The 12,892-nt window shown below is 63.2% G+C and carries 10 protein-coding genes; 6 read left to right on the forward strand and 4 right to left on the reverse strand.

The genetic code is table 11. The features are described from left to right. Positions 1–211: 211 nt before the first annotated feature. From TO66_RS05365 to TO66_RS05380, 4 genes are all read right to left on the reverse strand, one after another. A complete protein-coding gene (locus TO66_RS05365) occupies positions 212–3,058 on the reverse strand; it encodes a valine--tRNA ligase (protein WP_044461349.1) in 2,847 nt (948 codons plus the stop codon). A 216-nt stretch (positions 3,059–3,274) separates the two neighbouring features. After that, on the reverse strand, positions 3,275–3,718 hold the full coding sequence (locus TO66_RS05370; protein WP_044461350.1) for a hypothetical protein: 444 nt from the start codon (positions 3,716–3,718) through the stop codon (positions 3,275–3,277). Positions 3,719–3,725: 7 nt separating this feature from the next. Next, positions 3,726–4,154 (reverse strand): DNA polymerase III subunit chi, encoded by a 429-nt coding sequence (locus TO66_RS05375; protein WP_044461351.1) that lies wholly within the window; start codon positions 4,152–4,154, stop codon positions 3,726–3,728. A 58-nt stretch (positions 4,155–4,212) separates the two neighbouring features. After that, entirely contained in the window at positions 4,213–5,703 is a 1,491-nt protein-coding gene (locus TO66_RS05380; protein ID WP_044461352.1) for a leucyl aminopeptidase, read from the reverse strand. A gap of 311 nt (positions 5,704–6,014) precedes the next feature. Between TO66_RS05380 and lptF the strand changes: the two genes are divergently transcribed. The 6 genes from lptF (at position 6,015) to era (ending at position 12,822) form a co-directional block, all read left to right on the forward strand. Then, complete coding sequence (gene lptF, locus TO66_RS05385) at positions 6,015–7,133, forward strand: LPS export ABC transporter permease LptF (RefSeq protein WP_044461353.1); 1,119 nt, start codon at positions 6,015–6,017, stop codon at positions 7,131–7,133. Further along, entirely contained in the window at positions 7,126–8,187 is a 1,062-nt protein-coding gene (gene lptG / locus TO66_RS05390) for an LPS export ABC transporter permease LptG (RefSeq protein ID WP_044461354.1), read from the forward strand. Before lptF ends, lptG begins: the two co-directional genes overlap by 8 nt. A 168-nt stretch (positions 8,188–8,355) precedes the next feature. Further along, positions 8,356–10,155, forward strand: coding sequence for a translation elongation factor 4 (gene lepA, locus TO66_RS05395; RefSeq protein ID WP_044461355.1), 1,800 nt, complete (start codon positions 8,356–8,358; stop codon positions 10,153–10,155). Between the two features lie 5 nt (positions 10,156–10,160). Further along, a complete protein-coding gene (gene lepB / locus TO66_RS05400) occupies positions 10,161–11,015 on the forward strand; it encodes a signal peptidase I (protein WP_044461356.1) in 855 nt (284 codons plus the stop codon). Positions 11,016–11,237: 222 nt separating this feature from the next. Beyond that, positions 11,238–11,927 carry a ribonuclease III gene (gene rnc, locus TO66_RS05405; RefSeq protein WP_044461357.1) on the forward strand — a complete coding sequence of 230 codons (690 nt, stop codon included), beginning with the start codon at positions 11,238–11,240 and terminating at the stop codon, positions 11,925–11,927. Continuing rightward, a complete protein-coding gene (gene era, locus TO66_RS05410) occupies positions 11,920–12,822 on the forward strand; it encodes a GTPase Era (protein WP_044461358.1) in 903 nt (300 codons plus the stop codon). Before rnc ends, era begins: the two co-directional genes overlap by 8 nt. Positions 12,823–12,892 lie beyond the last annotated feature (70 nt).

Below are 12,892 nucleotides of genomic sequence, written 5' to 3' on the forward strand. Positions count from 1 at the left end.
GGAAGTCGGTTCGGGTATGGCTCAAAGTGGCGGGCATTGTCCCATATCTGCCTGGGTGGCGCGGCTCTGTCGGAGCAGTTGGGGCGATAACGCGGTGTGTCAGGGGGGGCGTCTCGCGGGCAAGCCTCGCTCCTACGGAGGCGGTAGGGTGTTCGGCAATAAAAAAGGGAGCCCGTTGCGGGGCTCCCTTTCTGTGCTGCTCGAATCGCCGTTACAGGCTGGAGATCCGGGCGTGCTGCTCGGCCAGCTTGCCCAGGGCCTGTTCGGCCTCGGCCAGCTTGGCGCGTTCCTTGTCGATCACTTCGGCCGGGGCCTTGTCGACGAAGGACGCGTTGGACAGCTTGCCGCCGACCCGCTGTACTTCGCCCTGTAGGCGCTGGATTTCCTTGTCCAGGCGCGCCAGTTCGGCGCCCTTGTCGATCAGGCCGGCCATCGGCACCAGCACTTCCATTTCGCCGACCAGGGCGGTGGCGGACAGCGGCGCTTCTGCGCCGGCAGCCAATACGGTGATCGACTCCAGCTTCGCCAGCTTCTTGAGCAGCGCATCGTTTTCGCCGAGGCGACGCTGGTCTTCGGCACTGGCGTTCTTCACGAACACCGCCAATGGCTTGCCTGGGCCGATGTTCATCTCGGCGCGAATGTTGCGCGTGCCGAGCATCAGGGTCTTGAGCCATTCGATATCGCTTTCGGCGGCCTCATCGATGCGCGCTTCATTGGCCACCGGCCAGGGTTGCAGCATGATGGTCTTGCCCTGGATACCGGCCAGCGGCGCCAGGCGCTGCCAGATTTCTTCGGTGATGAACGGCATGAACGGATGGGCCAGGCGCAGCGCCACTTCCAGGACCCGCACCAGAGTGCGACGGGTGCCGCGCTGGCGCTCGACCGGCGCGTTCTCGTCCCATAGCACCGGCTTGGACAGTTCCAGGTACCAGTCGCAGTACTGGTTCCAGATGAACTCGTACAGCGCCTGGGCGGCCAGGTCGAAGCGGAACTGGTCCAGCTGGCGGGTCACTTCGGCTTCGGTGCGCTGCAGCTGGGAGATGATCCAGCGATCGGCCAGCGACAGCTCGTAGGCTTCGCCGTTCTGACCACAGTCTTCGCCCTTGTCCAGCACGTAGCGCGCGGCGTTCCAGATCTTGTTGCAGAAGTTGCGATAGCCTTCGACGCGGCCCATGTCGAACTTGATGTCGCGACCGGTGGACGCCAGCGAGCAGAAGGTGAAGCGCAGGGCGTCGGTGCCGTAGCTGGCGATGCCGTCGGCGAACTCCTGGCGGGTCTGCTTCTCGATCTTCTTCGCCAGTTGCGGCTGCATCATGCCGGTGGTGCGCTTCTGCACCAGGGCTTCGAGCTCGATGCCGTCGATGATGTCCAGCGGGTCCAGGACGTTGCCCTTGGACTTGGACATCTTCTGGCCCTGGCCGTCGCGTACCAGGCCGTGGACGTACACGGTCTTGAACGGAACCTGCGGCGTGCCGTCTTCGTTCTTCACCAGGTGCATGGTGAGCATGATCATCCGGGCGACCCAGAAGAAAATGATGTCGAAGCCGGTCACCAGCACGTCGGTCGGGTGGAAGGTCTTGAGGAACTCGGTCTGCTCCGGCCAGCCCAGGGTGGAGAAAGTCCACAGGCCCGAGCTGAACCAGGTGTCGAGTACATCGTTGTCCTGTTGCAGGGCGACATCGGGACCGAGGTTGTGCTTGGCGCGCACTTCGGCTTCGTCGCGGCCTACGTAGACCTTGCCCGACTCGTCATACCAGGCCGGGATGCGGTGGCCCCACCACAGCTGGCGGCTGATGCACCAGTCCTGGATATCGCGCATCCAGGAGAAGTACATGTTTTCGTACTGTTTCGGCACGAAGGCGATGCGGCCGTCTTCCACGGCGGCGATGGCCGGTTCGGCCAGCGGCTTGGTGGAGACGTACCACTGGTCGGTCAGCCACGGCTCGATGATGGTGCCGGAGCGGTCGCCTTTCGGCACTTTCAGCGCATGGTCGTCGACGCTGACCAGCAGGCCGGCGGCGTCGAACGCGGCGACGATCTGCTTGCGCGCTTCGAAACGGTCGAGGCCGGCGTACTCGGCCGGGATCTTGCCGTCGATGCTGTCATTCAGGGTGCCGTCCAGGTTGAACACCTGGGCCGCCGGCAGCACGCTGGCGTTCTTGTCGAAAATGTTCAGCAGCGGCAGGTTGTGGCGCTTGCCTACTTCATAGTCGTTGAAGTCGTGGGCCGGAGTGATCTTCACGCAGCCGGTACCGAACTCGGGGTCGCAGTAGTCGTCGGCGATGATCGGGATGCGGCGGCCCACCAGCGGCAGCTCGACGAACTTGCCGATCAGTGCCTGGTAGCGCTCGTCGTTCGGGTTAACGGCCACGGCCGAGTCGCCGAGCATGGTTTCCGGGCGAGTGGTGGCGACGATCAGGTAGTCCAGGCCTTCGGCGGTCTTGGCGCCGTCGGCCAGCGGGTAGCGCAGGTTCCACAGCGAACCTTTCTCATCGTGGTTTTCCACTTCGAGGTCGGAGATCGCGGTGTGCAGCTTGGTGTCCCAGTTGACCAGGCGCTTGCCGCGGTAGATCAGGCCGTCTTCGTGCAGGCGCACGAAGGCTTCCTTCACCGCTTCCGACAGGCCGTCGTCCATGGTGAAGCGCTCGCGGCTCCAGTCCACGGACGAGCCCAGGCGGCGGATCTGGCGGCTGATGTTGCCGCCGGACTGATCCTTCCATTCCCAGACCTTCTCGAGGAATTTTTCCCGGCCCAGATCGTGGCGATTCTGGCCCTGGGCTTCGATCTGGCGCTCCACCAGCATCTGGGTGGCGATACCGGCGTGGTCGGTACCCGGCTGCCACAGGGTGTTGCGGCCCTGCATGCGGCGGAAGCGGATCAGGGCATCCATGATCGCGTTGTTGAAGCCATGGCCCATGTGCAGGCTGCCAGTGACGTTCGGTGGCGGGATCATGATGGTGTACGAGTCGCCCGCGCCTTGCGGGGCGAAGTAATTCTCGGACTCCCAGGTCTGGTACCAGGAAGTTTCAATGGCGTGCGGCTGGTAGGTCTTATCCATGCGCGGCGGGACCCTATTGGCATTTATTCAGGAAAAGCCGGGAAGTATAGCGGGGATGAACCGATGCGCGTAGAGCGGGCTGACGGCGAGAGGGCGAAAATTGCCCGAGGAGTGCAAGTTTTGCTTGCCGCAAGGGCGTCGTCGTGGACAAGCCAGGTACCTACAGGCGGCTGATGCCCCCTAGGCGCGAGGCTCGCCCGCGAAAAAAGAGGAGGGTCAGGCGTCGTACTGGCTCAGCAGTCGATCCATGCGGGCATCGAGGCGGCGGCGGATTTCGGTTTCGATATGCGGGGCGAAGTCGTCGATCACGTCCTGCATGATCAATTGCGCGGCGGCGCGCAGTTCGCTGTCCAAGTGCAGCAGGGCGTCCTGGCTTTTCGGGGGCGGGGCGGGCGCGGCGGCAGGAGCGGCCGCCACGGGCGCCGGTTCTGCTTCGATTGCCGGCTGCGGCTGCGGCTGCGGCTGCGGCGCGGGCTCTTCGAGGGTTTCGCTGGCGGTGGTGCCACCGACCATGTCGAACAGCAGGGGAATCTGTACCTCGCTGTCGACGGTCTCGGTCAGCAGCGGCGGTTGCAGGTTGTCATCGCCGAGCAGTTGGCGGATGGATTCGAGGTCGTCCAGCAGGTGCGCGGGCTTTTGCTGCGGTTTGGGAGTGTCCATCGATGGCTCAGAGTCGCTGTAAACGGTGATCTTGCAGAGGATAGCCCTGTTCGCGGTAGAAACGGAAACTCTCACGAGCCGCCTGACGAATCGTCGGGTCTTCCACTACCACTTCGGCGATACGGGCGAAACGCGGGGCAAATGCCGGGACTTTCAGGTCCAGGTTGACCAGCAGGTCATGGTGTTCGCCCGGGTCGTCGCCCAGGCCGAGCACGATCAGGCCGTCCGGCTCGCTTTCGGCGGGGCCGTGGGGCACGAAGGTTTCGCCCTTGAAGCGCCACAGGCGGGCATCGAGCTCGTCGCGCTGGGCGGCGTCGCTGCAATGCAGGTAGATGCGGTGCCCCATGCGCCAGGCTTTTTCGCTGAGCTTGCAGGCAAAGTCCAGGCGTGCCGAAGGGTCCGCGCTGGGAAGGATATAGAAGTCGACTTTGGTCATTGCGATTCCTGGACCGGGAGCGCGCCGCGCAGGAGCGGCGCGCCTCAGGTCATGGGTTTCAGGCCTTGGCGCGATCCAGCAGGTACTGGGTCAGCAGGGGCACCGGACGACCGGTGGCGCCCTTGTCCTTGCCACCGCTGGTCCAGGCGGTGCCGGCGATATCCAGGTGCGCCCAGTTGTACTGCTTGGCGAAGCGCGACAAGAAGCAGGCGGCGGTGATGGTGCCGGCTTTCGGGCCGCCGATGTTGGCGATGTCGGCGAACGGGCTGTCCAGCTGTTCCTGGTACTCGTCGAACAGCGGCAGTTGCCAGGCGCGGTCGTCCGCCTGGACACCGGCACTGAGCAATTGGCCGATCAGCTCATCGTTGTTGCCCAGCAGGCCCGAGGTATGGGCGCCCAGGGCGACCACGCAGGCACCGGTCAGGGTGGCGATGTCGATCACCGCCTGCGGCTTGAAGCGCTCGGCGTAGGTCAGCGCATCGCACAGCACCAGGCGGCCTTCGGCGTCGGTGTTGAGGATTTCCACGGTCTGGCCGCTCATGGTGGTGACGATGTCGCCCGGACGCGAGGCGGTGCCGCTCGGCATGTTCTCGGCACAGGCCAGGATGCACACCAGGTTGATCGGCAGCTTGAGTTCCAGCACCGCGCGCAGAGTGCCGAACACGCTGGCCGCGCCACCCATGTCGTACTTCATTTCATCCATGCCGGCGCCCGGCTTGAGGCTGATGCCGCCGGTGTCGAAGGTGATGCCCTTGCCGACCAGGGTGTAAGGCTTCTCGGATTTCTTGCCGCCGTTGTACTGCATGACGATCAGGCGCGGCGGCTGGGCGCTGCCCTGGCCGACGGCATAGAACGAGCCCATGCCCAGTTCCTTGATCTTCTTCTCGTCGAACACTTCGACTTTCAGGCCCTTGAACTCCTTGCCCAGGGTCTTGGCCTGCTCGCCGAGGAAGCTCGGATGGCAGATGTTCGGTGGCAGGTTGCCCAGGTTGCGGGTGAAGGCCATGCCGTTGGCGATCGCCCTGGCATGGGCCACGGCGCGCTCGACCTCGGCCTGCGCGGCCTTGATGGTCAGCAGGGTGACTTTCTTCAGGGCGCGGGGTTCGGCTTTCTGGCTCTTGAACTGCTCGAAGCTGTATTCGCCGTCCAGCAGGGTCTCGGCCAGCAGGCGGGTCTTGCCGTAGCTGTCGCGGCCCTTGACCACGACTTCGTCCAGTGCCAGCACGGCGTCGCTGCCGCCCAGGCCCTTGAGGGTGTTGAGGACGCCACTGACAATCTTGCGGAACGGGCGGTCGCCCAGTTCGGCATCCTTGCCGGTGCCGACCAGCAGCACGCGCTCGGCCTTCAGGTTCGGCAGCGTGTGCAGCAGCAGGCTCTGGCCGACCTTGCCGGCCAGGTCGCCGCGCTTGAGCACTGCGCTGATGGCGCCGCCGCTGAGCTCGTCGAGTTGTTTGGCAACGGTGCCGAGCTTGCGGCCTTCGCCGACGGCGACCACCAGGGTGGCGGTCTTCAACGTTTCCGGGCTAACGCTTTTTACAACCAGTTCCATGTCCGGGTCCCTGAATTAATGGTCAATGAGCGCAGGGCCTGTGCCATGCGCCGGGCTTGTCGTGTCTGTTGCTTTATTGAAGGAGGCGCCGGCAGCGGGCCGGCGACAGGGCCGCCAGTTTGAACCCCGGCAGCGGAGGCTGACAACCCTCGCCTGTGCGAACTTCGCCGCTTTAGAGGCCTGCGTGAGCGTGCGCAGTGACAGGCGCATGCATTCACAGGATAATGCGCCATCTTTTTTCCGCGGCTCGGCTTCATGGGCCGGATTCGCTTGTTTGGCCGCCTTAGCCTGACAACCCTGGAGTGTCTGGTTTGATCGTCTTCCGTTACCTATCCCGCGAAGTGTTGATGACCCTGAGCGCCGTGAGCGCTGTGCTGCTGGTCATCATCATGAGCGGACGTTTCGTCAAATACCTTGCGCAAGCGGCCTCGGGGGCACTGGACCCGGGTTCGCTGTTCCTGATCATGGGCGTCCGCATGCCGGGCTTCCTGCAATTGATCCTGCCCCTGGGCCTGTTTCTCGGCATTCTGCTGGCCTACGGCCGTCTCTATCTCGAAAGCGAGATGACCGTGCTGTCGGCGACCGGCATGAGCCAGCAGCGCCTGCTGGGCATGACCATGATTCCGGCGACCCTGGTCGCGCTGATCGTCGCCTGGCTGAGCCTGAGCCTGGCGCCCCAGGGGGCCAACCAGTTCCAGCTGATTCTCAACAAGCAGGACGCGCTGACCGAGTTCGACACCCTGGTGCCGGGGCGCTTCCAGGCGCTCAACGACGGTTCGCGGGTGACCTACACCGAGCAGCTCTCCGATGACCGGACCAATCTCGGCGGCGTGTTCATCTCGGAAAAACGCCTCAACCAGGAGAAGAAGGACCAGGGTATTTCGGTGCTGGTGGCGGAGAAGGGGCACCAGGACATCCGTCCGGACGGCAACCGCTACCTGATCCTGGAAAACGGTTATCGCTACGACGGCAACCCGGGCCAGGCCGACTACCGCGTCATCAAGTACGACACCTATGGCGTGCTGCTGGCCAAGCCGGATGTCAGCGACGAAGTCACCGATCGCGACGCCATGCCGACCCGCGACCTGATCGGCAACCCGGACCTGCGCGCGCATGCCGAGTTGCAATGGCGTATTTCCCTGCCGTTGCTGGTGTTCGTCGTGACCCTGATGGCGGTGCCGCTGTCCCGGGTGAACCCGCGCCAGGGCCGCTTCCTCAAGCTGCTGCCGGCGATTCTCCTTTATATGGCCTACCTGACCATCCTGATCGCGGCCCGTGGCTCGCTGGAAAAAGGCAAGCTGCCGCAGGCGCTGGGCCTGTGGTGGGTGCATGGGCTGTTTCTGCTCATTGGCCTCGGATTGCTGTACTGGGAGCCGTTGCGCCTGAAGCTGGCGAGTCGCCGCGCTGTGAAGGAGGTGGCTCGTGGTTAAGCTCGATCGCTACATCGGCAGCAGTGTGCTGCTGGCCATCCTGGCGGTGCTGGGCATCATTCTCGGCCTGGCCTCGCTGTTCGCCTTCATCGATGAGATGGGCAGCGTCAGCGACAGCTACACCGTGATGGACGTGCTGAGCTTCGTCGCCCTGACCGCGCCGCGCCGGCTCTATGAAATGCTGCCGATGGCCGCGCTGATCGGCTGCCTGATCGGCCTGGGCAGCCTGGCCAGCAACAGTGAGCTGACCATCATGCGCGCCGCCGGGGTGTCCATCGGGCGGATCGTCTGGGCGGTGATGAAACCCATGCTGTTCCTGATGGTGGCCGGTGTGCTGATCGGCGAATACGTCGCCCCCGTCACGGAAAGCCAGGCGCAGGCCAGCCGGGCACTGGCCCAGGGCTCGGGCGATGCGCAAAGCTCCAAGCACGGCCTGTGGCACCGCCAGGGCGAGGAGTTCATCCACATCAACGCCGTGCAGCCCAACGGGCTGTTGTATGGCGTGACCCGCTACCACTTCGACGACCAGCGGCACATGCTGTCCTCGAGCTTTGCCCGCCAGGCGCGCTTCGAGGAGAACTACTGGCAACTGACCGACGTGACCACCACCTACTTCCGCGAAGGCCGCACCGAAGTCATCAACGTTCCCCAGGAGCGCTGGGACGTGGCCTTGAGCCCGCAATTGCTGAATACCGTGGTTATGGCGCCGGAATCGCTGTCGATCAGCGGCCTGTGGGGTTACATCCACTACCTGGCCGACCAAGGCCTGAACAACGGGCGTTACTGGCTGGCGTTCTGGGTCAAGGTCTTGCAGCCGTTGGTCACTGCGGCGCTGGTGCTGATGGCGATCTCGTTCATTTTCGGCCCGTTGCGCTCCGTGACCCTCGGCCAGCGGGTCTTCACCGGCGTGCTGGTGGGCTTCACCTTCCGCATCGCCCAGGACCTGCTGGGGCCGTCGAGCCTGGTGTTCGGCTTCTCGCCGCTGTTCGCGGTGCTGGTACCCGCCGGGTTCTGTGCCCTGGCGGGCGTCTGGCTGCTGCGTCGGGCCGGCTGACCAGGCGCCAATGGCCTGTGTCTTGGCAGCAACGCCCCGGTCGCAAGACCGGGGCGTTTTCATTTGTGCGGCACTGACAGGCGAACGTGACGCTTGCGTCGTCTATCAGGTACAATTCCCGGCTATTTTTCGGCGGGCTATGCCTGCAGCCTTTTTGAGTGTTGACCCGTGAGTGATTTGAGTCATATCCGCAATTTCTCCATCATCGCCCACATTGACCATGGCAAGTCGACTCTGGCCGATCGCTTCATTCAGATATGTGGCGGCCTGGCCGAGCGCGAAATGGAAGCCCAGGTCCTGGACTCGATGGACCTCGAGCGTGAACGCGGGATCACCATCAAGGCCCACAGCGTTACCCTCTATTACAAGGCCCGCGACGGCGTCACCTACCAGCTGAACTTCATCGATACCCCCGGCCACGTGGACTTCACCTATGAAGTCAGCCGGTCGCTGGCGGCCTGCGAAGGCGCCTTGCTGGTGGTCGACGCCGGCCAGGGCGTGGAGGCGCAGTCGGTCGCCAACTGCTACACCGCCATCGAGCAGGGCCTGGAGGTCATGCCGGTGCTGAACAAGATCGACCTGCCGCAGGCCGAGCCGGAGCGGGTCAAGGAAGAGATCGAGAAGGTCATCGGCATCGATGCCACCGACGCCGTGACCTGCAGCGCCAAGACCGGCCTGGGCGTCGACGAGGTGCTGGAGCGCCTGGTCGCGACCATCCCGGCGCCGACCGGCAACATCGAGGATCCGCTGCAGGCGCTGATCATCGACTCCTGGTTCGACAACTACCTGGGCGTCGTGTCCCTGGTCCGTGTGCGCCATGGCCGCGTGAAGAAGGGCGACAAGATCCTGGTGAAATCCACCGGCAAGGTCCACCTGGTGGACAGTGTCGGCGTCTTCAACCCGAAACACACCGCTACCGCCGACCTGAAGGCTGGCGAAGTGGGTTTCATCATCGCCGGCATCAAGGACATCCATGGTGCGCCAGTCGGTGACACCCTGACCCTGAGCTCGACCCCCGACGTCGAAGTGCTGCCAGGTTTCAAACGCATCCAGCCGCAGGTCTACGCGGGCCTGTTCCCGGTCAGCTCCGACGACTTCGAAGACTTCCGCGAAGCCCTGCAGAAGCTCACGCTGAACGACTCGTCGCTGCAATACACCCCGGAAAGCTCCGATGCCCTGGGCTTCGGCTTCCGTTGCGGCTTCCTCGGCATGCTGCACATGGAAATCATCCAGGAGCGCCTGGAGCGCGAATACGACCTGGACCTGATCACCACGGCACCGACGGTGATCTTCGAGCTGCTGCTCAAGAACGGTGAGACGATCTACGTCGATAACCCGTCGAAACTGCCTGATCTGTCGTCGATCGAAGATATGCGCGAGCCGATCGTGCGGGCGAATATTCTTGTGCCGCAGGAGCACCTGGGGAACGTCATTACCCTGTGCATCGAAAAGCGCGGCGTGCAGCGCGACATGCTGTTCCTCGGTAGCCAGGTCCAGGTGACCTACGACCTGCCGATGAACGAAGTGGTGCTGGACTTCTTCGATCGCCTGAAATCCACCAGTCGTGGCTATGCTTCGCTGGATTATCATTTCGATCGTTACCAATCGGCTAATCTGGTCAAGCTGGATGTGCTGATCAACGGTGAGAAAGTCGACGCCCTGGCATTGATCGTGCACCGTGACAACGCGCACTTCAAAGGGCGTGCGTTGACCGAGAAGATGAAAGAACTGATTCCTCGGCAGATGTTCGACGTGGCAATCCAGGCCGCCATTGGCGGGCAGATTGTGGCGCGGACAACCGTCAAGGCGCTCAGAAAGAACGTACTGGCCAAATGCTACGGCGGTGACGTCAGCCGTAAGCGCAAGCTGTTGGAAAAGCAGAAAGCCGGTAAGAAACGCATGAAGCAAGTGGGTAACGTGGAAATTCCACAAGAAGCCTTCCTTGCTGTGCTCAGGTTGGATAGTTAGGTCCTATGTCGCTAAATTTCCCGCTGTTGCTGGTCATCGCCGTCGCCGTCTGCGGCCTGTTGGCGTTGCTCGATCTGGTCTTTCTGGCGCCGCGCCGGCGTGCCGCCATTACCAACTATCAGGGCAGCGTCAGCCAGCCGGATGGGCTGGTCATCGAGAAACTGAACAAGGAGCCGATGCTGGTCGAGTACGGCAAGTCGTTCTTTCCGGTGCTGTTCATCGTGCTGGTGCTGCGCTCGTTTCTGGTGGAGCCGTTCCAGATTCCTTCCGGGTCGATGAAACCGACCCTGGATGTGGGCGACTTCATCCTGGTGAACAAGTTCTCCTATGGGATCCGCCTGCCGGTGATCGACAAGAAGATCATCGAGGTCGGTGACCCGCAGCGCGGCGATGTGATGGTGTTCCGCTACCCGAGCGATCCGAACGTCAACTACATCAAGCGGGTGGTCGGCCTGCCGGGCGACGAAGTGCGCTATACCAGCGACAAGCGCCTGCTGGTCAACGGCCAGTCGGTCGCCGAGCAACTGGTCGGCACCGAGCCAGGCACCCTGGGCAGCGCTGAGCTCTACAAGGAAAAACTCGGCGCCGCCGAGCACCTGATCCGCAAGGAAATGAGCCGCTACCGGGCGACCCCGGACCGCCAGTGGACCGTGCCTGCCGGGCACTACTTCATGATGGGCGACAACCGCGACAACTCGAACGACAGTCGCTACTGGGATGACCCGAGCATTCCCAAGGACCTGCTGGGCATGGTTCCCGACAAGAATATCGTCGGCAAGGCCTTCGCTGTCTGGATGAGCTGGCCCGAACCGAAACTCAGCCACCTGCCGAACTTCTCGCGGGTTGGCCTGATCAAGTAATCACACACGGCGCTGTTGAACACAGCGCCGAATGCTTTTCTGGATCTTGCACAACAGGCCGGGCGAATGCCTGGCCCGGGTTCCGGCCCCACCGGCGCCACCAGAAGCAGCAGTCACCGATATTCAGGATGTGGATTTGAACACAGCGTTAATGGCCACCGGCACCGGGTGCCTCGTTTCCAAGGTGGTGAAACTCAACCACGAACTCAGCGTGGGTAAACCGTGAGCGTTTCTTTGAGCCGTCTCGAGCGCCAGCTCGGTTACACCTTCAAGGACCAGGAACTGATGGTCCTGGCCCTCACTCACCGCAGTTTTGCCGGGCGCAACAACGAACGCCTGGAATTCCTCGGTGACGCCATCCTCAACTTCGTCGCCGGCGAGGCGCTGTTCGAGCGTTTTCCCCAGGCCCGCGAAGGCCAGTTGTCGCGCCTGCGGGCGCGCCTGGTGAAAGGCGAGACCCTGGCCGTGCTGGCTCGCGGTTTCGACCTGGGCGAATACCTGCGCCTGGGCTCCGGCGAATTGAAGAGCGGTGGCTTTCGCCGCGAATCGATCCTGGCCGATGCCCTGGAAGCCCTGATCGGTGCGATCTACCTGGACGCCGGCATGGAAACCGCACGCGAGCGCGTGCTGTCCTGGCTGACCTCCGAGTTCGACAGCCTGACGCTGGTCGACACCAACAAGGATCCCAAGACCCGCCTGCAGGAATTCCTGCAGTCGCGCGCCTGTGAACTGCCCCGCTACGAAGTGGTGGATATCCAGGGTGAGCCCCATTGCCGGACGTTCTTCGTCGAATGCGAAATCACCCTATTGAACGAAAAAAGCCGGGGCCAGGGCGTGAGCCGTCGCATCGCCGAACAGGTGGCGGCCGCCGCGGCACTGATTGCCCTGGGCGTGGAGAATGGCCATGACTGATACAACTGCAACACGCTGTGGCTATGTCGCCATCGTCGGCCGTCCGAACGTGGGCAAGTCCACGCTGCTGAACCATATCCTGGGGCAGAAGCTGGCCATCACCTCGCGCAAGCCGCAGACCACCCGGCACAACATGCTGGGCATCAAGACCGAGGGCGACGTGCAGGCGATCTACGTCGATACCCCCGGCATGCACAAGAGCAACGAGAAGGCGCTCAACCGCTACATGAACAAGACCGCGTCGGCGGCGCTGAAAGACGTCGACGTGGTGATCTTCGTGGTCGATCGCACCAAATGGACCGACGAGGACCAGCTGGTGCTCGAGCGCGTCCAGTACGTGCAGGGCCCGGTGATCCTGGCGATCAACAAGACCGACCGCATCGAGGACAAGGCCGAGCTGATGCCGCACCTGACCTGGTTGCAGGAGCAGTTGCCGAACGCCGAGATCGTGCCGGTGTCGGCCCAGCAGGGCCACAACCTGGATGCCCTGGAAGGCCTGATCGCCAAGCACCTGCCGGAAAACGATCACTTCTTCCCGGAAGACCAGATCACCGACCGCAGCAGCCGCTTCCTCGCCGCCGAACTGGTACGCGAGAAGATCATGCGCCAGCTGGGCGCCGAGCTGCCCTACCAGATCACCGTGGAAATTGAAGAGTTCAAGCAGCAGGGCAAGACCCTGCACATTCATGCCTTGATCCTCGTTGAGCGCGACGGTCAGAAGAAAATCATCATTGGCGACAAGGGTGAGCGCATCAAGCGCATCGGCATGGAAGCGCGCAAGGACATGGAGCTGCTGTTCGACTCCAAGGTCATGCTCAACCTGTGGGTCAAGGTCAAGGGCGGTTGGTCCGACGACGAGCGGGCCCTGCGTTCGCTGGGGTACGGCGACCTGTAATCCCCTGCGCCCACGCTCGCTCCTGCATGAACTGTAGGAGCGAAGCTTGCTCGCGATAAAGGCTCAAAGA

Origin of the sequence: Pseudomonas sp. MRSN 12121 (genome assembly GCF_000931465.1) — a bacterium.
Lineage (GTDB): Bacteria > Pseudomonadota > Gammaproteobacteria > Pseudomonadales > Pseudomonadaceae > Aquipseudomonas.